18 protein-coding genes are annotated in these 21,440 nt (G+C 69.5%); 8 read left to right on the top strand and 10 right to left on the bottom strand.

Annotated elements, in window-relative coordinates:
* From HNP44_RS16410 to eno, 4 genes are all read left to right on the top strand, one after another.
* On the top strand, positions 1–453 hold a 453-nt coding region (locus HNP44_RS16410; RefSeq protein WP_310437694.1), incomplete at its 5' end, for a pyruvate kinase alpha/beta domain-containing protein.
* Positions 454–509: 56 nt separating this feature from the next.
* On the top strand, positions 510–1,538 hold the full coding sequence (gene fbaA, locus HNP44_RS16415) for a class II fructose-bisphosphate aldolase (protein WP_259142261.1): 1,029 nt from the start codon (positions 510–512) through the stop codon (positions 1,536–1,538).
* 81 nt (positions 1,539–1,619) lie between these two features.
* On the top strand, positions 1,620–2,639 hold the full coding sequence (gene gap / locus HNP44_RS16420) for a type I glyceraldehyde-3-phosphate dehydrogenase (RefSeq protein WP_259142263.1): 1,020 nt from the start codon (positions 1,620–1,622) through the stop codon (positions 2,637–2,639).
* Positions 2,639–3,922: a phosphopyruvate hydratase gene (eno, locus tag HNP44_RS16425; protein ID WP_259142264.1), complete on the top strand. Its 1,284-nt coding sequence runs from the start codon at positions 2,639–2,641 to the stop codon at positions 3,920–3,922. The genes gap and eno overlap by 1 nt, the downstream gene beginning before the upstream one ends.
* Positions 3,923–3,935: 13 nt before the next feature.
* Here eno and HNP44_RS16430 read toward each other — a convergent pair whose 3' ends face one another.
* Together HNP44_RS16430 and glpK are read right to left on the bottom strand one after the other, a co-directional pair.
* Positions 3,936–5,093: an aminotransferase-like domain-containing protein gene (locus HNP44_RS16430; RefSeq protein WP_259142265.1), complete on the bottom strand. Its 1,158-nt coding sequence runs from the start codon at positions 5,091–5,093 to the stop codon at positions 3,936–3,938.
* Positions 5,094–5,161: 68 nt separating this feature from the next.
* The gene (gene glpK, locus HNP44_RS16435) at positions 5,162–6,721 is read right to left on the bottom strand and encodes a glycerol kinase GlpK (RefSeq protein WP_259142266.1); all 1,560 of its coding nucleotides are present in this window, start codon (positions 6,719–6,721) and stop codon (positions 5,162–5,164) included.
* Between the two features lie 27 nt (positions 6,722–6,748).
* On the opposite strand from glpK, the gene HNP44_RS16440 reads away from it, so the two are divergent.
* Positions 6,749–8,563 carry a glycerol-3-phosphate dehydrogenase/oxidase gene (locus tag HNP44_RS16440; RefSeq protein WP_259142267.1) on the top strand — a complete coding sequence of 605 codons (1,815 nt, stop codon included), beginning with the start codon at positions 6,749–6,751 and terminating at the stop codon, positions 8,561–8,563.
* On the opposite strand, the gene HNP44_RS16445 is transcribed toward HNP44_RS16440, so the two are convergent.
* Positions 8,564–9,133, bottom strand: a complete 570-nt coding sequence (locus HNP44_RS16445) for an META domain-containing protein (RefSeq protein WP_259142268.1) — start codon at positions 9,131–9,133, stop codon at positions 8,564–8,566.
* A gap of 50 nt (positions 9,134–9,183) precedes the next feature.
* Positions 9,184–10,809: an MDR family MFS transporter gene (locus tag HNP44_RS16450; protein WP_259142269.1), complete on the bottom strand. Its 1,626-nt coding sequence runs from the start codon at positions 10,807–10,809 to the stop codon at positions 9,184–9,186.
* 129 nt (positions 10,810–10,938) lie between these two features.
* On the opposite strand from HNP44_RS16450, the gene HNP44_RS16455 reads away from it, so the two are divergent.
* Complete coding sequence (locus HNP44_RS16455) at positions 10,939–11,382, top strand: SRPBCC domain-containing protein (RefSeq protein WP_259142270.1); 444 nt, start codon at positions 10,939–10,941, stop codon at positions 11,380–11,382.
* A 16-nt stretch (positions 11,383–11,398) separates the two neighbouring features.
* Here the strand turns inward: HNP44_RS16455 and HNP44_RS16460 are convergent, their stop codons facing one another.
* From HNP44_RS16460 to HNP44_RS16470, 3 genes are all read right to left on the bottom strand, one after another.
* Positions 11,399–11,614 (bottom strand): dodecin, encoded by a 216-nt coding sequence (locus HNP44_RS16460; protein ID WP_259142272.1) that lies wholly within the window; start codon positions 11,612–11,614, stop codon positions 11,399–11,401.
* A 53-nt stretch (positions 11,615–11,667) separates the two neighbouring features.
* The gene (locus HNP44_RS16465; RefSeq protein ID WP_259142274.1) at positions 11,668–12,057 is read right to left on the bottom strand and encodes a PaaI family thioesterase; all 390 of its coding nucleotides are present in this window, start codon (positions 12,055–12,057) and stop codon (positions 11,668–11,670) included.
* A 222-nt stretch (positions 12,058–12,279) separates the two neighbouring features.
* Positions 12,280–16,746 (bottom strand): ATP-dependent helicase, encoded by a 4,467-nt coding sequence (locus HNP44_RS16470; RefSeq protein WP_259142275.1) that lies wholly within the window; start codon positions 16,744–16,746, stop codon positions 12,280–12,282.
* Between the two features lie 209 nt (positions 16,747–16,955).
* Here HNP44_RS16470 and HNP44_RS16475 point away from each other — a divergent pair, with 209 nt between their 5' ends.
* Entirely contained in the window at positions 16,956–17,573 is a 618-nt protein-coding gene (locus HNP44_RS16475; protein ID WP_259142276.1) for an LGFP repeat-containing protein, read from the top strand.
* An 82-nt stretch (positions 17,574–17,655) separates the two neighbouring features.
* Here the strand turns inward: HNP44_RS16475 and HNP44_RS16480 are convergent, their stop codons facing one another.
* Together HNP44_RS16480 and HNP44_RS16485 are read right to left on the bottom strand one after the other, a co-directional pair.
* Positions 17,656–19,419 carry an N-acyl-D-amino-acid deacylase family protein gene (locus HNP44_RS16480; RefSeq protein ID WP_259142277.1) on the bottom strand — a complete coding sequence of 588 codons (1,764 nt, stop codon included), beginning with the start codon at positions 19,417–19,419 and terminating at the stop codon, positions 17,656–17,658.
* 93 nt (positions 19,420–19,512) lie between these two features.
* Positions 19,513–20,073 carry an NADPH-dependent FMN reductase gene (locus tag HNP44_RS16485; protein ID WP_259142278.1) on the bottom strand — a complete coding sequence of 187 codons (561 nt, stop codon included), beginning with the start codon at positions 20,071–20,073 and terminating at the stop codon, positions 19,513–19,515.
* A 108-nt stretch (positions 20,074–20,181) separates the two neighbouring features.
* Between HNP44_RS16485 and HNP44_RS16490 the strand changes: the two genes are divergently transcribed.
* On the top strand, positions 20,182–20,754 hold the full coding sequence (locus HNP44_RS16490) for a helix-turn-helix domain-containing protein (protein WP_259142279.1): 573 nt from the start codon (positions 20,182–20,184) through the stop codon (positions 20,752–20,754).
* 39 nt (positions 20,755–20,793) lie between these two features.
* On the opposite strand, the gene HNP44_RS16495 is transcribed toward HNP44_RS16490, so the two are convergent.
* Positions 20,794–21,417: a TetR/AcrR family transcriptional regulator gene (locus HNP44_RS16495; protein WP_259256914.1), complete on the bottom strand. Its 624-nt coding sequence runs from the start codon at positions 21,415–21,417 to the stop codon at positions 20,794–20,796.
* Positions 21,418–21,440 lie beyond the last annotated feature (23 nt).

A 21,440-nucleotide genomic window follows, 5' to 3' on the forward strand; every position in this document is an offset into this window, starting at 1 on the left:
GTGCGGACGATGGCGAAGATCGTGCAGGCTGTGGAGGATGGTGGACCGTCGGTGCCGCCGCTCAATCATGTGCCTCGGACGAAGCGCGGCATCATCTCCTATGCGGCGCGTGATATCGGGGAGCGGCTCAACGCGAAGGCGTTGGTGGCGTTCACGCAGTCCGGTGACACTGTGCGGCGCCTGGCTCGGCTGCATACCCGCCTGCCGTTGTTGGCGTTCACGCCGTTGCCGGAGGTGCGCAGCCAGCTCGCGTTGTCGTGGGGGACGGAGACGTTCTTGGTCGACGGTGCGGATAGCACTGACGCGATGATCAAGCAGGTCGATCACTCGTTGGAGGGGATCGGCCGGTATTCGAAGGGTGATCAGGTCGTTATCGTCGCTGGTGCGCCTCCCGGGACCATCGGCTCGACCAACCTGATCCAGGTGCACCGCATCGGCGAAGACGACCACTGAGCGCCCTACTCTCCACCACTCCCACGAATTCCATTCAGCTACAGAAGGACACGACCATGCCTATCGCCACCCCCGAGGCCTACCGGGAGATGTTGGACCGCGCCCGTGAGGGCGGTTACGCCTATCCGGCGATCAATTGCACGTCGAGTGAGTCGATCAATGCGGCGATCAAGGGTTTCGCCGATGCGGGCAGTGACGGGATCATCCAGTTCTCGACCGGCGGGGCGGAGTTCGGTTCCGGTTTGGGTGTCAAGGACATGGTGGTCGGTGCGGTCGCGTTGGCGGAGTTCGCGCATGTGGTGGCGGCGCAGTATGAGGTGACGGTCGCCCTGCATACCGATCATTGCCCGAAGGACAAGCTCGACACGTATGTGCGGCCGTTGCTGGCGATCTCGCAGGAGCGCGTCGATGCCGGGCGCAACCCGTTGTTCCAGTCGCATATGTGGGACGGGTCGGCGGTGCCGTTGGAGGAGAACCTGCAGATCGCGCAGGAGCTGCTCGCGAAGGCGAAGGCGGCGAAGATCATCTTGGAGATCGAGATCGGTGTGGTCGGTGGTGAGGAGGACGGCGTCGAGAACGAGATCAACGACAAGCTGTTCACCTCGGATGAGGATTTCGCGAGGACTGTCGATGCGCTGGGTGCGGAGGGGTATCTGCTGGCGGCGACGTTCGGCAACGTCCACGGTGTGTATAAGCCGGGGAACGTGAAGCTGCGTCCGGAGGTGCTGCGTGATGGTCAGGCGGTGGCGTCGGCGAAGCTGGGCCTGCCCGCGGGCAGCAAGCCCTTCGACTTCGTTTTCCACGGCGGCTCCGGCTCGCTGAAGTCGGAGATCGAGGACTCGCTGTCCTACGGGGTGGTGAAGATGAACGTCGACACCGATACCCAGTACGCGTTCACCCGTCCGGTGGCGGGGCACATGCTGTCGAATTACGACGGGGTGCTCAAGATCGACGGTGAGGTCGGTAACAAGAAGGTTTACGACCCGCGGTCCTATTTGAAGAAGGCGGAGACGTCGATGGCCGAGCGTGTCGTCGAGGCGTGTAACGACCTGCATTCCGCAGGCAAGTCCATCAGCACCACATAGCCGAAACAGGCTGCATACCAGACTTATCCCGTCCGACGCCGCGGAGACACCGCGAAACGGACACATCTGAAAGGAACAACCATGACGATTCGCGTAGGCATCAACGGATTCGGCCGGATCGGCCGCAACTTCTTCCGGGCCGTCGCCGCCCAGAAGGCGCTCGGCGGCGCCACCGACATCGAGATCGTCGCGGTCAACGACCTGACCGACAACGCCATGCTGGCGCACCTGCTCAAGTTCGACTCCATCCTCGGCCGCCTGGACGCGGACGTCGTCGCCGACGGCGACTCCATCCGCGTGGGCGATCAGGTCATCAAGGCCCTCGAGGTCCGCGAGGGACCGTCGGCACTGCCCTGGGGCGACCTCGGCGTCGACGTCGTCGTCGAGTCGACGGGCATCTTCACCGCCCGCGACAAGGCCCAGGGCCACCTCGACTCCGGCGCCAAGAAGGTCGTCATCTCCGCTCCCGCCTCGGGCGAGGACATCACCATCGTCATGGGCGTCAACGACGACAAGTACGACGGCAGCCAGAACATCATCTCCAACGCCTCATGCACCACCAACTGCCTCGGCCCGCTCGCGAAGGTCGTCAACGACGAGTTCGGCATCGTCAGCGGCCTCATGACCACAGTCCACGCCTACACCCAGGACCAGAACCTGCAGGACGGCCCCCACAAGGACCCCCGCCGCGCCCGCGCCGCCGCGATCAACATCGTGCCCACCTCCACCGGCGCGGCCAAGGCCATCGGCCTTGTCCTGCCCGAACTCAAGGGCAAACTCGACGGCTACGCGCTGCGCGTGCCGATCCCCACCGGCTCGGTCACCGACCTCACCGTCGAGCTGGGCAAGCGCGCCACCGCCGAGGAGATCAACGCGGCCCTCAAAGCCGCGGCCGAGGGGAAGCTCAAGGGCATCCTCAAGTACTACGACGCCCCGATCGTCTCCTCCGACATCGTCACCGATCCGCACAGCTCGCTCTTCGACGCCGGCCTCACCAAGGTGATCGACAACCAGGCCAAGGTCGTCTCCTGGTACGACAACGAGTGGGGCTACAGCAACCGCCTCGTGGATCTCACCGGCCTCGTAGGGAAGTCGCTGTGATGACCGCCGGCGAGATCGTCCAGGTAGGTGCCCGCGAGATCCTCGACTCCCGTGGTAACCCCACGGTGGAGGTCGAGGTCGTCCTGGCCGATGGCAGCTTCGCTCGTGCGGCGGTGCCGTCGGGTGCGTCGACCGGTGAGCATGAGGCCGTGGAGTTGCGCGATGGTGGCGAGCGGTACGGCGGTAAGGGTGTGACGAAGGCCGTTGAGGGCGTGCTGGATGTCATCGCGCCGGAGGTGATCGGTATCCCGGCGGACGAGCAGCGCATCATCGACCAGACCCTGCTGGATCTGGACGGCACCCCGGACAAGAGCCGCCTGGGTGCGAACGCCCTGTTGGGTGTGTCGCTGGCGGCGTCGAAGGCCGCGGCGGAGTCGGCCGCGTTGCCGTTGTTCCGTTATTTGGGTGGGCCGAATGCGCATATTCTGCCGGTGCCGATGATGAACATCCTCAATGGTGGCGCGCATGCCGATAGTGGTGTGGATGTGCAGGAGTTCATGGTGGCGCCGATCGGGGCGGAGACTTTTAAGGAGTCGTTGCGTTGGGGCACCGAGGTGTATCACTCGTTGAAGTCGGTGCTCAAGAGCCGGGGGCTGAACACGGGCCTGGGTGATGAGGGTGGTTTCGCGCCGTCGGTCGCGGGTACGCGGGAGGCGTTGGAGTTGATCTCGGAGGCGATCGGTAAGACCGGGCTGAAGTTGGGTTCGGATGTGGCGCTCGCGTTGGATGTGGCGGCGACGGAGTTCTACACGCCGGAGGGGTACAGGTTCGAGGGGAAGGTGCTCAGCGCCGCCGAGATGGGTGAGTTCTACGCGACGCTGATCGGTGAGTTCCCGTTGGTGTCGATTGAGGATCCGCTGTCGGAGGACGATTGGGAGGGTTGGGTCGATCTGACGGATGCGATCGGCGACAGGATTCAGCTCGTCGGTGATGATCTGTTTGTCACCAACCCGGAGCGGCTCGAGGACGGCATCGCCCGCGGTGCGGCGAATGCTCTGTTGGTGAAGGTTAACCAGATCGGCACGCTGACGGAGACGTTGGATGCGGTGGCGTTGGCGCACAACAACGGTTACAAGTCGATGATGAGCCACCGTTCGGGTGAGACGGAGGACACCACGATCGCTGATCTGGCGGTGGCGGTGGGTTCGGGTCAGATCAAGACCGGTGCCCCGGCCCGCTCCGAGCGTGTCGCCAAGTACAACCAGTTGCTGCGCATCGAGGAGGAGCTGGGCGACGCCGCACGCTACGCGGGCGACACCACCTTCCCCCGCTACAGCGCCTGACGGGCCGGGCTGATCACAGCACCGTCGACAGTCGCCGGACGGCCTCGCGCAGGTCGTCCGGCGTTCCGGTCGTGAAGCACAGGCGCAGGGCGTGATCGAGGTCGCGCCGCACCGCGAAGGCGGAGCCGGGGACGTAGGCGACGCCGGCGTCCACGGCCGCACTGAGGCTCTGGGATGTCGTTGTGCCGTCGGTGAACTCGCCCCAGAGGAACATTCCGCCCTCGGGCGTGGTCAGGCGCAGCCGGTCGCCGAAGGCATCGACGAGCGCGGCGTGCAAGGCCAGCGCTCGCTCGGCGTAGAGTGCGCGGATTCCGTCGATGTGCGCGTCGAGCCACGCGGCGTCCGCGAGCAGCTCCGCCGCGATCGCCTGGGTGAGGCTCGAGCCGCATAGGTCGGCGCCCTGCTTGAGCCGCTCCACGAGGGCGAGAACGGAAGCGTCGCCGTGCATCCAACCCACGCGCAGCGATGGCGCAACGATCTTCGAGGCACTCGACAGACGCAGAACCCGGTCCGAGCATGCGGCGACGGGCGGCACCGTCGTTCCCGCGAAGCGCAGTTCGCCGTACGGATCGTCTTCGATGATCCAGAAGCCGAATTCGTCGGCCAGGCGGGCGAGTTCGCGCCGTCGGTCCTCGGGGAGCGTGGCGCCGCCGGGGTTATGAAAGTTCGAGACGGTGTGCACGACGCGGACTCGTTCGCGCTCGAGGATCGGGCGGAGCTCGTCGACGCGCATCCCGTCGGCGTCCATCGGCAGGCCGATGACGCGCGCGCGAGTGGTGTCGAAGGCCTGCAGGGCGCCGATGTACCCGGGGTCCTCGACGATCACCACGTCGCCGGGGTTGAGCAGTGCCTGGGCCAGGAGTGAGAGCGCCTGTTGGGAGCCGTGCGTGACGACCACCGCGCCCGCGTCGCGTCCGAGCGCGGCCGATTCGCGGGCGTGCACCACGTCCCGCAGCGCGGGGGCGCCGGTGGTGAGCCCGTACTGCAGCGCCGACGGCGAGCGCAGCGCGGCCGACGCCGCGCGCGCCACCCGCTCCGTGGGGAGCAGGTCCGCCGCTGGGAGGCCGCCGGCGAGCGAGATGACCCCGGGACGCTCGGTCACGGCGAGCAGATCGCGGATCGCCGAGCCGCGCACGGCCCGGACGGACTGGGAACCGGTTTCCTCGGACATGCGAGCACTCTCTCAACAATCACTCCCAGTTGTCGAGATAGTTATCTCAATATATGGACAGCCGCAGGTCAGGCCCAGTTCAGTGTGCGCTCCACCGCCCGGTTCCACTCGCTGAACAGGTGCTCGCGCTCATCGGCCGGCATCGTCGGCAACCAGCGCGCGTCCTCCGCCCAGTTGGTGCGGATCTCGTCGAGCGTCCACACGCCGGTCGCATAGCCCGCCGCGTAGGCGGCGCCGAGCGCGGTGGTCTCGATGATCCGCGGCCGGATCACCGGAACGTTCAGCACATCGGCTTGGAACTGCATCAGGGTGTCGTTGACGACCATGCCGCCGTCGACGCGGAGCTCAGTGAGCGGGATGCCACTATCGCCGTTCATCGCCTCGATCACCTCGCGCGACTGATACGCGGTCGCCTCCAAGGCGGCCCGCGCGATGTGCCGCTTGTCGGAGAACCGCGTCAGGCCCACGATCACCCCACGGGCGTCCGGTCGCCAGCGCGGCGCGAACAGGCCCGAGAAGGCGGGTACCACGTACACCCCGCCGTTGTCGGGGACGCCGTTGGCGAGCTCCTCGATCTCGGGCGCCGCGGAGATGATGCCGAGGTTGTCGCGCAGCCACTGTACGAGTGAGCCGCTCACCGCGACCGAGCCTTCCAGGGCGTACACGGTGGCCTCGTCGCCGAGCTTGTAGCAGACCGTCGTCAGGAGGCCGTGCTCGCTGAAGATCGGTCGCTCGCCCGTGTTGAGGAGCAGGAAGTTGCCGGTGCCGTACGTGTTCTTGGCGGACCCCTCGTCGAGGGCTGCCTGGCCGAACATCGCGGCCTGCTGGTCGCCCAGGATCCCGGCGATGGGCACACCACCGAAGACGCCGCGCTCGCGGACGGTGCCGTAGACCTCGGCGCTGGAACGGATCTCGGGCAGCATTGCCATGGGGATCCCCATCGCCGCGCAGGTCGCCGGGTCCCAGGCGCCGTCCGCCAGGTTCATCAGCATGGTCCGCGAGGCGTTGGTGATGTCGGTGACGTGGAGCGGGCGGGCGGTGTCGCTGCGATCCGTCCCGGTGTCGAAGTCGTCGTCGGTGGTCAGGTTCCACACCAGCCACGAGTCGATGGTCCCGGCGCACAGCTCGCCGCGCTCGGCGCGCTCGCGCGCACCGTCGACGTGGTCGAGGATCCAAGCGATCTTCGGCCCCGAGAAGTACGTCGACAGCGGCAGGCCGCACGAGGCCTTGAACCGGTCGCGGTCGGGCTCGTCGAGGCCGACCGAGGCCAGCTCCTCGCACAGCTCGTCCGTACGAGTGTCCTGCCAGACGATGGCGTTGTGGATCGGCTCGCCGGTGGCACGGTCCCAGACCACGACGGTCTCGCGCTGGTTGGTGATGCCGACGGCCGCGATGTCGGTGGCGGTGAGGTCGGAGGCCGCGAGGGCCTCCGCGCACACCAGGCGCGTGTTCACCCATATCTGCGTGGCGTCGTGCTCGACCCAGCCGCCGCGTGGGAAGATCTGGTCGTGTTCCCGTTGTTCGGAGGCCACGATGGTCCCGTGCCGATCGAAGATGATGCACCGCGTCGAGCTGGTGCCCTGATCGATTGCGGCGACGAACTGCGGGTCGCGCGAGGAAAGAGCCACGACCGAATACTGACATGGTGATCACTGATGAACGCTGCCAACCCTGAAACCGCCACGACTCCGGGCACTTCCGGAGCGGCGTCCGCGGGTGTCGCGACCGCCGCGCCGCTGCTGTCGCCGGAGTACCGGTCACAGGCCTGGGACCGGCTCGGTTCCGAGGAATTCGACGTCGTCGTGATCGGCGGCGGCATCGTCGGCGTGGGCTCGGCCCTCGACGCGGCCACGCGCGGTCTCAAGGTGGCGCTCGTGGAGGCACGTGACTTCGCGTCCGGCACCAGTTCGCGCAGTTCGAAGATGTTCCACGGCGGGCTCCGGTACCTGGAGCAGCTGGAGTTCGGCCTGGTCCGCGAGGCCCTGCACGAGCGCGAGCTCTCGCTCTCGACGCTGGCGCCGCACCTGGTCAAGCCGCTGCCCTTCCTGGCGCCGCTCACCAAGCGCGTCATCGAGCGGCCCTACATGGCCGCCGGCATGTTCCTCTACGACACCATGGGCGGCGCCAAGTCGGTGCCCGCGCAGAAGCATCTCACCCGCGCCGGTGCCCTGCGGCTCGCGCCCGGCCTCAAGCGCGGCGCGCTGGTCGGCGGCATCCGCTACTACGACACCGTCGTCGATGACGCCCGGCACACCATGACCGTCGCCCGGACCGCCGCGCACTACGGCGCGGTCGTCCGCACGTCGACGCAGGTCGTCGACTTCCTCCGCGAGGCCGACCGGGTCTCCGGCGTGGTGGTCCGCGACAGCGAGACCGGCGCCACCACCGAGGTCCGCTCGACCGTCGTCATCAACGCCACCGGCGTGTGGACCGACGAGCTGCAGGCTCTCTCGCACCAGAAGGGCCGCTTTCGCGTCCGCGCGAGCAAAGGCGTGCACATCCTGGTGCCGCGCGACCGCATCGTCAGCGACGTGGCCCTGATCCTGCGGACCGAGAAGAGCGTCCTGTTCGTGATCCCGTGGGGCATCCACTGGATCATCGGCACCACCGACACCGACTGGAACCTCGACCTGGCGCACCCCGCGGCCACGGCGACGGACATCGACTACATCCTCGACCACGTCAACAAGGTCCTCATCACCGAGCTGACGCGCGAGGACATCACCGGCGTCTACGCCGGCCTGCGCCCGCTGCTGGCCGGGGAGTCGGACGAGACGTCGAAGCTGTCGCGCGAGCACGCTGTCGCGGCCATCGCGCCCGGCCTCGTGACCATCGCGGGCGGCAAGTACACCACCTACCGGGTCATGGGATCCGACGCGGTCGACGCCGCGGAGGCCTACCTGCCGCACAAGATCCCCGCTTCTTGCACGGAGAAGGTGCCGCTGCTCGGCGCCGACGGCTACTACGCGCTCACCAACCAGACCACGTCGATCGCGCGCGAGCACGACGTGCACCCGCACCGCGTCACGCACCTGCTGAACCGGTACGGCTCGCTCATCGGCGACGTGCTCGCACTCGCCGAGAGTGACCGAGGCCTGTTGGAGCCTCTGGCCGGCGCTCCGCAGTACCTGCGGGTGGAGGCGCTGTACGCGGCGAAGGCCGAAGGTGCGCTGCACCTCGAGGACGTGCTGGCCCGACGCACCCGCATCTCGATCGAGTACCCCGACCGCGGGCTCGAGGCGGCAGCCGAGGTCGCCGAGCTCATCGGGCCCGTCCTGGGCTGGTCGGCTGTGGACGTCGAGCGCGAACTCGAGAACTACGGCGCGCGCGTGGCCGCCGAGCTCGAATCGCAGAACATGCCCGACGATGAGACCGCCGACGCCCTGCGGGCCGCCGCGCCCGAGGCGCGGGGCGAGATCCTCGAGCCGGTGCCGGTGCCTTCCGCCCAGGCGCGCGCCCTCAAGCGCTGATCAGCGAGCAGTGACCGGGGCCGACGGTGCCGGGGTCGCGGCGGTCGACACGGCCGCGGCGGGGTTTGACGGGGCGGAGGTCGACGGCGCCGCCGCTGCGCTCGATGACGCACCCGCGGGGGTGAGGACAAAGGTCCACGCCCGGTTGTTGTCGGGGTCGGTGAGCACCAACTCGGTGCCGTTGCGCGACCAGATCCGCTCACCCTTGAGAGCCTCGCTGATCGCCGTCTGCGTGCCCTTGGGGTCCGGGCAGTAGCGCTGCGTGGCCGCGAGGCCGGCGCCGAAGTCCACCCGATCGACGGTAGCCAGGGATGTGGCCGTGCCGGTCAGCGTGTTGCAGGAGTCGTTGCCGGAGATGTTGGAGCCCCGCACCCAGAACCAGGCCGTCGGATCGGACTTCAGGCGCCATTGCGAGCCCACGAGCGCGGGCTTCGACGGGGCCGGGGCGGCGGACGGCGCGGCCGATGCCGAGGCGGCGGGATCGGCGCCGGCGGACGCGGCGCAGCCGGCCGTGAGGACCGCGGCGCCCGCGAGCAGCGGAAGGGCGAGGGAGGCGGACTTACGCATCATGTCTGCGATTATGCCGTCTCACTCGCCCCTTGCGCACCTTCAGTTACACCTCAGTTGGTCTTGGAGAGCCCTGCCCGAGGCCTGTCGTCGGCCGCCGTCGCGGCGCTGGTGACGGCGTCCGTGCTGGTCGGGGCGTCCGAGTCGGCATCGCCGGCCGGCGTGGCATCGGCACCGGACTCCAGGTCGATCGTGGTGCGCAGTGGCTTGTTGGGCAGCAGTGCCACCGCGATCAACGTGACGATCGCGCACGCCGTCGAGACCAGGAAGATGCGCCCGGTCGCGTCGCCGAACGCAGCGTTGGTGATCTCCCGGATGAGCGGGCTGTGCGGGTCGCGGACGTGGTTCGCGACCACGCCCTCCTTGACCAGGTCCGTGACGCGGGCGGTGAGGACCGCGCCGAGCGCGGAGACGCCGATCGCACCGCCGAAGGTGCGGAAGAAGGCGACCGAACTGGACGCGGCGCCGATGTTCTGCACGCTCACGGTGTTCTGCACGGCGAGCACGAGGTTCTGCATCAGTGCGCCGATGCCGAAGCCCATGACCGCGATGTACGCCTGCACCTGCCAGATGGGAGTGAGGTGATCGATGGTGCTGAGCAGTGCGAAGCCGATGACCAGGATGACGGCGCCGCCCACGACGTACCGCTTCCACTGGCCGGTGCGGGTGATCAGCTGGCCGGAGGCGACGGACGAGATCAGCATGCCGAGCACCATCGGGATGGTGAGCACACCGGCCATCGTCGGGCTGTAGCCGCGCGAGTTCTGGAAGTACAGACCCAGGAAGGACATCGCGCCGAACATGCCCACGCCCACGGCGATCGAGGCGATGATCGCGAGGCCCGTGGTCTTCTCGGTGATGATCTTCAGTGGGATGACCGGCTCCTTGGCCCGCGATTCGACGTACACGGTGGCCACGAGGAGAGCGAGGCCGCTCACCAGGTACACCGCGGTCGACGTCGACAGCCAGTCGTAGTTCTTGCCTGCGAACGAGACCCAGATGAGCAGTACGGAGACGCCGGCGGTGAGCAGGGTGGCACCCAACCAGTCGATGGACGCCTGGTTGTTGCGGGTCGTGGGCAGGTGCAGGGTGCGCTGAATGAGGGCCAGTGCGGCCACCGCCACCGGGATGCTGATGTAGAAGCACCAGCGCCAGCCGATGTGATCGGTGATGACGCCGCCCAGGATGGGGCCACCGGCCATCGAGACCGCCATGACGGCACCCATGTAGCCGGAGTACCGGCCGCGCTCACGCGGCGGGATGATGCTGCCCATGATGGCGACGACGAGCGCCGTGAGGCCGCCCATGCCGATGCCCTGGATCACGCGGGCGACCAGGAGCACCTCGATGTTCGGGGTGGCGCCGGCGAGGACCGATCCGGCCACGAAGATGACGATCGCCGACTGGACGAGAGTCTTCTTGTTGAACAGATCGGCCAGCTTGCCCCAGATCGGCGTGGAGGCGGCGTTCGCCAGGAGTGCGGTGGTGATGACCCAGGAGAACGCCGTCGTGGAGGCGCCCAGATCGGAGATGATCCGCGGTAGCGCCGTGGAGACGACGGTGGTGCTCAACAGCGCCGTGAACAGTGCGGCGAGCAGGCCCGCCATGACCTCGAGGATCTCCCGGTGCGTCATGGGGGCCGAGGCCTGTGGTTCGGCTTCCGCCGTGATCTCGGACATCGGGACCTTCCTTCAAAGCTCTAAGCAATAACGTGCAGGGTGCAACTGTAACTTCGTCGAAGATATTCCGCCACCTCATTACCGTGTGACGCGGCTCCCAATCAGTGGAACATGTTCTAGGTTGGTGGCATGCCCTTCGCCATCGATCACAGCCGCGAGATCGCGGCCCCGCCCGCCCTCGTCTGGCAGGCGCTCACCGACTTCGACGCCTACTCGGAATGGAACCCGTTCGCCGTCGAGGCGACCTGCGACCTCCGGCCCGGAGGCGCCATCGTCATGCGGGTGGCGCTCCGGCCCCCGAAGGTGATGACGCAGAAGGAGTTCGTCGTCTCCGTCGACGAGGGCCGAGGCTTCGCATACGCCATGAAGCCCGCGCCCGCCGGGCTGCTGCGCAGCATCCGCGAACAGGACATCGTCGACCTCGGCGACGGCCGGTCGCGCTACACCTCGCACTTCCAGCTCGACGGTCCGCTCTCGCCCGTCGTCGGCGCCCTCCTCGGCGCGCACCTGCGACGCGGCTTCGACGGCAACGTCGACGGGCTGGTGCGACAGGCGGAGAAGCTGGCGCGCTGAACCCGGTCCGGACGGGTCAGTCGGTGTCGTCCATCCGGAAGCCGATCTTCAGCGTCACCTGGGTGTGCGCGACGGCGCCGTTCTCGATGTGTCCACGGGTGGACACCACCTCGAACCACTCCAGGTTCCGCATCGTCTGCGAGGCGGGGCCGACCGCGTTCGCCACTGCCGCGTCGTACCCCTCGGTGGAGGTGCCGACGACTTCGATGACTCGGTACACGTTGTTCGTCATACCTGCCCATACTCCGCCTCCGGGGCGGCCGGGGAGGCGGAACGGCGAGGTCGCTACCGGGTTCGAACGCGCCGGGTGAACCGGGCGGTGGCGCGCGCGATCACCTGGTCGGCGGGGTCGGTGACTCGGATGATGAAGATGTCCTCCTTGGGGAGTCGCTCGCCGACGTTCGCCTCGGCGCGCAGGGTGTCGCCGAGGCGGGTGGGGCGCAGGTAGTCGATGTGGATCGCGCTGGCGACGCCGGTGTGCTCGTCGTCGTTCGCCGCCGCGGCGACGGCCGTGCCCACGAGGGCGAAGACGAAGGCGCCATGCGTGGTCTCGTGCGGATTGAGGTGGTCCTCGGTGACGGTCACCGTCGACACGGCGTGGCCTCCGCCGTGCCCCGTCACCTCGATCCCGAGGAACTGGGCGTACCGGTCGACGGGCTGCTGCGGACTGCTCATCGGTCCATCCTCTCCGATCGCGCATCGGCCGCCGCCGCTGCGTCTCGCGCCTCGGATCAGGGCGGCCCTCTGCACCTTGCCCATCGCGTTGCGGGGCAGCGCGTCCACGAACCGGATCGCGCGCAGACGCTTGTGCCACGGGACATCGCGTCGACGAGCTCGGGCCGCAGGTCGCTGGCGCTGCCGCGCGGATCGGCCTTCTCCTGCAGTGACTCCCGCGGGTCAGCGCACGCGCAGCCCCTTCGGGGTGCGCGCGAAGCCGGCCGCCGCGAGCGCTCCCGCGAGAGGCGAGGTGAGGGCCGGGGCGCCGTCGACCTTCTCGACGGTGAGGCCGCCGAGCCGCGGCGCCGCCTCCGCGAGCGCGGTGAGCGCCGCCTCCGGCGCGTCGGTGAAGGTCAGCAGGGTGCGGCCGCCGCGCTCGACGAACAGCGCGAGCGCACCATCGACCAGCACGACGAGGGCGCCCGCCTTGCGGCCGGGCCGCGCACCGTCGGGCGTCTCCGGCCAGGGGAGCGCGGCCCCGTACGGGTTGGCGGGGTCGGTGGCGGCCAGGACCAGCGCGGACGACTCCCCCCGCTCCTGGGCCCGCTCCAGCGCGGACGCCGCGTCGCGCAGTGCGTCGACGGTGCCGCCCCGCGCGAACTGCGCCGCGCCCAGGCGCTCGATGAAGTAGCCGCGGCGCGCCTTGCCGGATTCCTCGAAAGCGGCCAGGGTGCGGTAGATCCGGGCGAAGCCGCCCTCGACGTGCTCGGCCATCACTGCGCCGCGTGTCACCACGCCGTACCGTTCCAGTAACTGCTCCGCCAGGGCGGCGGACTGTTCCGTGGCGCTCGCCTCCGCCGGTGCGGGAGGCAGCGACCAGCGGCCGGCGACCATGGGTGGCGACTGGTCCACCGCGACGCGGAACCGCGCTCGGGGAGCGCGCCGCTGAGCGCGGTGGGCGGTGGCGCGTCGGCCACCCGCGAGTCTGGCTCGCACCGGGGCGAAGGTGTCGCCCGTGAGCCGACCCGCCCACACCAGGTCCCACAGCGCCTCCGGGGTGGCGCCGGTGAGCTGGCGGTAGAAGTACGCGCCGCCGCCGCGGATCGCGTCCTCGATCGTTTCGTGCGCCGGGGTGGCGTCGAGTGCGCCCGGCGGCGGCAAGGTGAGCGGCGCGAGATCAGCTGGGTGGAGAGCGATCCAGCCGTCCTGCGCGCCGATCGCGCCGTGCCCTGTCCACACCACCTCGCCCGTACCGGTCAGCTCGTCGAGCATGGCGGGCGAGTAGTCGGTGACGCGTTGCGGCAGTACGACCGACTCCCACGCGGAGGCGGGGATCGGGACCCCGGCCAGCTGGTCGATCACGGCGGCGACGCCGTCGATCCCGCGCAGCGGGGCTTTGAGATGGTGCCAGCCCGCGAGGAACTCGGCGTAGGCGCGCTCGGGCACCGGCTCCACGTCCTGGCGGAGCCGGGCGAGGCTGCGCTGCCGGATGCGCCGCAGCACCTCGGCATCGCAGAACTGCGGGACCCCGTCGACGCCCGCGGCCTCGCCGTCCGGTACGAAGCGACCCTCGATCACCCGTCGCGCCGCGACCAGCTCCGTCAGCGGACGCTGCACCACAGCCACGCCCAGGCCGTAGCGCGCGGCGACCTCGGCGGCGGTGAACGGGCCGTGCCGGCGGGCGTACCGCGCGACCAGGTCTCCGACGGGGTCCGGTACGGCATCCGTGAACGCGGACGCGATGCCCGGCTGCAGGGGGACGCCGAGACCGTCACGCAGCCGCGCCGCGTCCTCGACGGCGGCGATCCAGCCGTCACCGTATTCGAAGACCCTTCCCGCGCCGAGCAACTCGTCGACCGAGGAGGGCGCGCCCTCGGCGCGCTCGCCGATCTCGGCGCGGGACAGCGGCCCCAGCTCGCGGATCAGGTCCGCGACCTGCTCGACCGTGCGCGCCCGGTAGCCGGGCGCTGTGCGCTGCAGTTGCGCCGCGATCTCGGCGAGGATCTCGGCGTCGAGGAGCTCGGTCAGCTCGACCCGGCCGAGCAGTTGGGAGAGCACGGCCGGGTCCAGACTGAGCACGGCAGCGCGGCGCTCGGCCAGCGGCGCATCGCCCTCGTACATGAAGGCGCCGACGTAGCTGAACAGCAGCGAGGCCGCGAAGGGAGACGGCGCGACCGTCTCCACCTCCGCCAGCCGGACGGTGCGGGACTCGAGCGAGCGGTGCACCGCTATCAGCTCCGGCACGTCGTAGACGTCCTGCAGGCACTCGCGGACGGCCTCGAGGACGATGGGGAACTGGGGGTAGCCGCGCGCCACCTCGAGCAGCTGGCTCGCGCGCTGGCGCTGCTGCCAGAGCGGCGCCCGCTTGCCGGGGTCGCGGCGGGGCAGCAACAGTGCCCGGGCGGCGCACTCGCGGAACCGCGAGGCGAACAGGGCGCTGGAGCCCACGGCCTCGGTGACCAGGGCGTCGATCTCGTCCGGCTCGAAGCGGAAGAGTTCCGCGCCGGGCGGCGTGTCGTCGGTATCGGGCAGGCGGACGAGGATGCCGTCGTCCGTCGCGGTGACCGCGCCGGAGAGCCCCAGGGTGGCGTTCAGGCGCGCGCCGATGGCCAGCGCCCATGGGGCGTGCACCTTCATCCCGAGCGATGAGTGCAGCGCCACGCGCCAGTCGCCCAGCTCGTCCCGGAACCGCTCCACCACCAGCGTGCGATCGGTGGGGAGCGCGCCCGTGGCTCGCTGCTGTTCGTCGAGTAGCGCGACGAGATTGTCGGTGGCCCACTCGCCGAGGCCCACGTCCTGGGCCCGAGCGCGCTGCTCGGGACCACTGAGCGCGGTGAACTCGCGGGTGAACCGGCCGATGGCGCGACCCAGTTCGGCGGGGCGGCCGACGGTGTCGCCGATCCAGAAGGGCAGCCGGCCGGGCTGGCCGAAGGCGGGGGAGACCAGCACCCGGTCGTGCGTGATCTCCTCGATCCTCCAGCTGGTGGCGCCGAGCGCGAAGACATCGCCGACGCGCGACTCGTACACCATCTCCTCGTCGAGTTCGCCTACGCGGGAGGCCTTCTCGCCCACCATGAAGACGCCGAACAGTCCGCGGTCGGGGATCGCGCCGCCGGAAGTCACGGCGAGCCGCCCGGCCCCGGGGCGGCCGGTGAGCGTGCCGGCGTCCCGGTCCCAGACCACCCGCGGGCGCAGCTCGCCGAAATCCTCGGCCGGGTACCGGCCAGAGATCAGGTCGAGCACCGCCTCGTACGCCGAATCCGGCAGCGCGGCATACGGATGCGCTCGTCGCACCAGGGCCAGCCAATCGTGCACATCCAGTTGATCCATGGCCGCGGCGGCGATGGTCTGCTGCGCCAGCACGTCGAGCGGGTTGCGCGGCACGACCAGCTTCTCGATCGCGCCCTCGCGCATCCGCTGCACGGTGACGGTGCTGTGCAGCAGGTCCGTGCGGTGCTTCGGAAAGAAGACGCCGCGGCTCGGCTCGCCCACCTGGTGCCCGGCCCGGCCCACGCGTTGCAGGCCCGCGGCCACCGACGGCGGCGCCTCCACTTGGATCACCAGATCGACCGCGCCCATGTCGATCCCGAGTTCCAGGCTGGAGGTGGCGACGACGCAGCGGAGCCGGCCGGACTTCAGGTCGTCCTCGATGATCGCGCGCTGCTCCTTGCTCACCGAGCCGTGATGCGCGCGCGCGAGCACCGCCTCCGCGCCGTGCGTCTGGCCGCTACCGAGCACCTGCGCGGGGGAGCCGCCCGCGACTGCCGGGTTCGGTGGGCCGGCGTGCACGCCTGCGGCCAGCTCGTTGATCCGGGCGGTGAGCCGCTCCGCGAGCCGACGGGAGTTGGCGAAGACGATCGTGGAGCGGTGCCGCTCGATGAGCTCCACGATGGACGATTCCACGTGTGGCCACAGCGAACCCTGCTGCACCGGCTCGTCCGGATCGTCCGAGACCACGTCGAGTTCCGTCATGTCCGGGACGGGCACGGTGACGGTGAGCTCGAACTCCTTCTGCGAGGGCGGGCGCACGACCGTCGCGGGCCGTGGCCCGCCGAGGAAGGCCGCCACCTCCTGCGCCGGCTCGACGGTGGCGGACAGGCCGATCCGCTGGGCAGGGACATCGAGCAGCTCGTCGAGGCGCTCGAGCGAGAGCGCGAGGTGCGTGCCGCGCTTGGTTCCGGCGACGGCATGCACCTCGTCGACGATGACCGTACCCACCTGCGCAAGGGTCTCGCGCGCCTGGGAGGTGAGCATCAGGAACAGCGATTCGGGCGTGGTGATGAGGATGTCGGGCGGCCTGCGCACGAGCTGCCGCCGCTGCTGCGCGGGCGTGTCGCCCGAGCGCACGCCGACGGTGACCGCGGGCGCCGGCTCACCGCGGCGCTCCCGGACCCGGGCGATCCCGGCGAGCGGCGCGCGCAGGTTGCGCTCCACGTCGACCGCGAGGGCCTTGAGCGGGGAGACGTAGAGGACGGAGGTTCCGCGGGTACCGGCGGACTCCGACGGGGCGGGGCGATCCGCGAGCCGGTCGAGGGCCCAGAGGAACGCCGAGAGGGTCTTGCCGGAGCCCGTGGGGGCCACGACCAGTGTGTTGTTTCCCTGTGCGATCGAGCGCCAGGCGCCGGCCTGCGCCGCGGTGGGGGCGGCGAAGGATTCGGCGAACCATTCGGCGGTGGCGGGCGTGAACGCCCGGAGGGCGTCCGGCATGGGTACATCATGGCGCAGCCCTCCGACATGTGGCCGCGACCGGAACGTTCGGTCCGCCGGCCCGTGGAACCCCGACGCGTTGGTTGCCTGGCAGTACGGACGACGGGTGGGTCGACGGGCACACGTCCGGCGACACACCAGTGATTGTTGTTGTTTGTGAGGCTCATGTGATTCATGATGTTCGAGAGGTACGGACCTAAGGAGCAGGAATGACCACGCACGTCTCGTCGAACAGCCACCGTCGCGCCTGGGTCCGGGGTGCCGTCGCTGCGGCGGCCGTCGCCGTGGGCATCAGCGGCACCCTCGCTGCGGTAGCCAGGGCCGACCAGCAGGTCGGCAACTTCCTCGTCAAGGGCCAGATCGAGGTCTCCTACTTCGCCACCGGCGGGCCGGCGACGTGGGGAGTGCCGCTCATCGCCGAGACGAACGCCGGCCGCGGCGGCAAGTTCCAGACCTTCAAGAATCAGGCCTCGTTCTACTGGCACCCCGGCGCCGACGGAGGCAACGCCCACCAGATCGGCGGTGCGATCCGCGCCAAGTGGGGCGAGAACCGCTGGGAGAATGGCCCGCTGGGCTACCCGACGACCGACGAGCTGCAGTCCCGCGGCCCGTTCAACGCCGTCACGGGCGCGATGAACGCCTTCCAGGGCGGTGTGATCTATTGGTCGCCCGCGTCCGGCGCGTGGCCCGTGTGGGGCGAGATCCTGGTCAAGTGGAGCGCCGACAAGCGCGAATCCGGCAAGTACGGCTACCCGACCGGTCCCGAGATCCGCACCGGCAGCAGCTTCTCCCAGACCTTCCAGCGCGGAGTGATCACCTGGCCCTGAGCGTCGTCGGGCCCCTTCCGAGCATGCCGAGTCGTGCGGGGAAATCCTCGGGGCGAACCCGACCGGCGGGTGCTGCCGCGATCTAGTGCGCGCCGGCGCGGAGGTAATGGCCCGTCTGCTGATCGCGGCCGTAACCGGTGACGAACTCCCCGAGCCGGAAGACGACCCGGCCGCCGATGCCCGTGGCTACGACGGTCGCGTCGTTGCGGTTGACCATGCGTGAGAGACCGTCGAAGAAGGGCGCTTCGGCCTCGTAGTACGCGTCGACGGTCTCGTCCAACCGCTCCGGATCGACGATCACGAAGTCGGCGCGGTCGCCCTCGCGCAGGAAGCCCGCATCGAGCCCGAACCAGGTCCCCAGCTCGCCGGTGAGGCGGTGCACGGCCCGGCCCAGTGGCAGCACCGTACGACCCGCCTCCTCGGCATCGCGCATCCGCTTGAGGAAGCGCAGCGGGAAGTTGTAGAACGCCATGTTCCGCAGGTGCGCTCCGGCGTCCGAGAAACCCAGGTGCAGGTTCGGGTCCTTGGCCATCTCGTCGAGTACCGCGGGACGGTCGTTGCCGACCGTCGTGGTCCACCGGACGTTCTTCTCCCCGTTCTCGACAAGGACGTCCAGGAAGGCATCGAGCGGCGCGATACCCCGCTCGTCGGCGATCGCGCCGAAACTGCGACCGACGAGCGAGGTGTCCGGGCAGTCGACGATGACCGCGTCGTGGAAGTCCTTGTGCCACAGTCCCGGCTTGTGCTTCTTGAGGGCGAACTCGCGCCGGAACCGGCGGCGGTACTCCGCGTCGGCCATGAGCTCGTTGCGCTCGAGCTGATCCCGGATGTGCAGCGCGGCGGTCCCCGCGCCGAACTCCTCGAAGACCGGGAGGTCGATGCCGTCGGAGTACAGAGTGAAGGGCAACGGCAAGTGCTGGAAGGCAATCCGGGAGCCGAAGACCCGATTGCCGATCGCGGCGGCGGAGCCGAAGAGGCGATGTGCGCCGCGGGCGGACTTCGAATCCGCAGCCACCAGCAGGCTCACCGGGACCTTCCGGCCGTGCGCGAACAGCCGGCTGCTCGAGGCGAGGAAGAACATCACCACCGTGAGCGGGTTGTTGATGTTCGGGGCGCTCTGCAGGATCCGGCCGCGCCTGCGCAGGACATTGATGAGGTGCCAGCGCTCGTGCCACCACGCGTAGGTGGAGGGCAGCGCGCGGGAGCGGAAGCGGTCACCGTCGAGCTTGTCGATGGGGGCGTCCATGCCGGACATGCCCACCATGCCGGCGTCGAGCGCGCGGTCGAGCATCTCCGCCATGCGGCGCAGTTCCGCGCGGGAGGGGAGCGACCAGGTGTCGGTGGCACGGCGCAGGCCCATCACGGCGGTACGCAGATCCGAATGGCCGAGGAAGGACGCGACGTTCGGGCCGAGCGGCAGGGAGTCGAGGCGCTTGACGTAGCCCTCGGGCTCGGTCCAGTCCTGGAAGTCCTCCAGCGCGGCGATGACGTGCTTGCGGGGCACCGCCTCGACGCGGCTGAACAGATCGGCGGCGTCCTCGGGGCGGGCGTAGACGGTGGACATCGAACAGCAGCCCAGGATCGCGGTCGTGACGCCGTGCCGGACGGATTCGTCGAGCCCGGGGTTGAGCAGGACCTCGGCGTCGTAGTGCGTGTGGATGTCGACGAAGCCGGGCAACACCCACTTGCCGCTCGCGTCGATCACCTCGGGGCACCCGGCCTCGTGGAGCGGCTCGGTCGACGTGGTGACGACGCGGCCGTCAGCGATGCCGAGGTGCGCGCGCCGGGGCTCGGCGCCCGTCCCGTCGAACCAGAGGCCGTCGCGGATGATGAGGTCGTAGCGCATCTGGGCTCCCGCTCGTCGTGTGACGATGGTGAGCGTAATCGACCTGGGCCGTCCGTGCCGGACCACTGTGGGATCGGGACCCGGCACGCGGGGTCAGCGGGCGGCGACCAGGTGGCGCTCGGTGGCGGCGGTCAGTTCGTCGAGCAGGGCGGCCAGCTCGGCCGGGCGGCGGTCGATCGGGGAGAAGGCGCCGGCACCGTCGAAGTCGGTGAACAGGCCCAGGCTGACCTGTGCGCGGGCGTCGACCATGGAGAAGTTGGCGGTGATCTGGCGCCAGTGCTCCACCGCGCGGACGCCGCCGTCGGCGCCGTAGGCGACGAAGCCCACGGTCTTGCCGGCCCACTCAGGGCCGATCGAGTCGAAGGCGTTCTTGAAGGCGCCGGGGATGGAGTGGTTGTACTCCGGGGTGACGAAGACGAAGCCGTCCTGCGCGTCGACGGCCTGGCCCCACGCGGTGACCGCAGCGCTGTCGTACTGGCGGTTCGCGGCGCCCGGCACGGTGGCGGAGGTCAGCAGCGGGACGTCGAACTCCTTGAGGTCCAGCACGGTGGCCTCAACGCCGTCGCGCGCCGCGGCCGCCGCCGCGACCCACTCGCCGACCTGCTCGGCCTTGCGGCCGTCGCGGATGGAGCCGAGGATGATGCCGATCTTCATAGGAGTCCTTTCGACAGTGTGCTCGCCCGCTCGGGCGTGATGTCCACCGTAGCGGGGCGGACCGCGGTCCGCTAGGCGGGGGGAGGTGGATTCGGCACAATCGGTCACATGGCAGACGATCCGGTTCTCGAACAGGTCGGGCCGCGGTTGCGCGCGATCCGGCAGGAGCGCGACATCACCCTGACCGCCGTCGCGGAGGCCACGGGCATCTCGGTGAGCACGCTGTCGCGGCTCGAGGGCGGCACCCGCAAGCCCACGCTGGAACTGCTGCTGCCGCTCGCGCGCACATACGGTCTGCCGCTCGACGAGCTCGTCGACGCGCCCGAGACCGGCGATCCGCGTGTGCGGCTCAAGCCGGTGCGGCACGGCGACCACGTTATCGTGCCGCTCACCCGGCGCGCCGGCGGGCTGCGCACCTTCAAGGAGGTCATCCGGCCCCGGCCCGGGGCGCAGACGCGTACGCAGGTGTCGCACCCCGGCTACCACTGGCTGTACGTGCTCGACGGCAACCTGCGGCTGTTGTTGGGGGAGAAGGACATGGTGGTCAAGCCCGGTGAGGTGATCGAGTTCGACACCCGGTTGCCGCACTGGTTCGGCAGCGCCGACGGCGAGCCCGTCGAGTACCTCGGCATCTACGGCCCGCAGGGCGAACGCGCCCACCATGTGGGGCGCGCGGAGTAGGTGGTGTTCGGTTCGCGTCCAGGACGAGACGAGAATTGGTTACTGCGGTGCGCACCAGATGGTGCGGACGAACACGGCAGTCAGTGTGTCGGCCGTGCGTTCCAGATCTGCAGGGACCGGATCGGCGAGCGACAGTTCCCATCCGGCCCGCCACATCATCGCCATTAGGGCGGCGGCGATGTCCCCTCCAGCTGGACCCGCGGGGGCGCGTCCAGCCGACCGTTCGGCGTCGATGAGGGCGCCGAGAGTTCCGCTGATGCGGTCCCGCATCGCACGCCAGGGACCGTCGAGGCGGTCGTAGTACCCCTCGGAGGGAACCATGGCTCGTAATAGTGGTCCATCATTGACCCACCGTGTTAGGTACTTCGCGACGGCGTGACGGATGGCTGTCCGCGGCGGCTTGATGTCGGCGAACTCGTCCAGGATCGCACCGAGATCATTCAGGCTGTTGGTGATCAGGGTGTAGACGACCGTGTCCTTCGAGTCGAAGTAGAGATAGAACGCCGATCGGGACAAGCCTGCGCCCCTCGCCAACTCATCGATAGTGATCGCGGACAGAGGCTTCTCGTCGAGAAGTCGACGCCCTGTGGCGAGGATCGCGGCCTCGCGCTGGTCTCCCTTCGTTGGGCGCCGTCGATTCCGCGCTTGCCCGGTCTCCGTCACATGTCGAGCCTACTGACACGTTA

The sequence above is a fragment of the Tsukamurella ocularis genome (genome assembly GCF_024807615.1).
Taxonomy (GTDB): Bacteria; Actinomycetota; Actinomycetes; order Mycobacteriales; family Mycobacteriaceae; genus Tsukamurella; species Tsukamurella ocularis.

Bases quoted from the DNA above. Each gene is read 5' to 3' on its own strand.
- gap (WP_259142263.1), top strand. From the start codon at position 1,620: ATGACGATTCGCGTAGGCATCAACGGATTCGGCCGGATCGGCCGCAAC.
- HNP44_RS16485 (WP_259142278.1), bottom strand. From the start codon at position 20,073: ATGAAGATCGGCATCATCCTCGGCTCCATCCGCGACGGCCGCAAGGCC.
- HNP44_RS16475 (WP_259142276.1), top strand. From the start codon at position 16,956: ATGACCACGCACGTCTCGTCGAACAGCCACCGTCGCGCCTGGGTCCGG.
- HNP44_RS16445 (WP_259142268.1), bottom strand. From the start codon at position 9,133: ATGATGCGTAAGTCCGCCTCCCTCGCCCTTCCGCTGCTCGCGGGCGCC.
- HNP44_RS16440 (WP_259142267.1), top strand. From the start codon at position 6,749: ATGAACGCTGCCAACCCTGAAACCGCCACGACTCCGGGCACTTCCGGA.
- HNP44_RS16450 (WP_259142269.1), bottom strand. From the start codon at position 10,809: ATGTCCGAGATCACGGCGGAAGCCGAACCACAGGCCTCGGCCCCCATG.
- HNP44_RS16490 (WP_259142279.1), top strand. From the start codon at position 20,182: ATGGCAGACGATCCGGTTCTCGAACAGGTCGGGCCGCGGTTGCGCGCG.
- fbaA (WP_259142261.1), top strand. From the start codon at position 510: ATGCCTATCGCCACCCCCGAGGCCTACCGGGAGATGTTGGACCGCGCC.
- HNP44_RS16470 (WP_259142275.1), bottom strand. From the start codon at position 16,746: ATGCCGGACGCCCTCCGGGCGTTCACGCCCGCCACCGCCGAATGGTTC.
- HNP44_RS16480 (WP_259142277.1), bottom strand. From the start codon at position 19,419: ATGCGCTACGACCTCATCATCCGCGACGGCCTCTGGTTCGACGGGACG.
- HNP44_RS16460 (WP_259142272.1), bottom strand. From the start codon at position 11,614: ATGACGAACAACGTGTACCGAGTCATCGAAGTCGTCGGCACCTCCACC.
- HNP44_RS16430 (WP_259142265.1), bottom strand. From the start codon at position 5,093: ATGTCCGAGGAAACCGGTTCCCAGTCCGTCCGGGCCGTGCGCGGCTCG.
- eno (WP_259142264.1), top strand. From the start codon at position 2,639: ATGACCGCCGGCGAGATCGTCCAGGTAGGTGCCCGCGAGATCCTCGAC.
- HNP44_RS16455 (WP_259142270.1), top strand. From the start codon at position 10,939: ATGCCCTTCGCCATCGATCACAGCCGCGAGATCGCGGCCCCGCCCGCC.
- HNP44_RS16465 (WP_259142274.1), bottom strand. From the start codon at position 12,057: ATGAGCAGTCCGCAGCAGCCCGTCGACCGGTACGCCCAGTTCCTCGGG.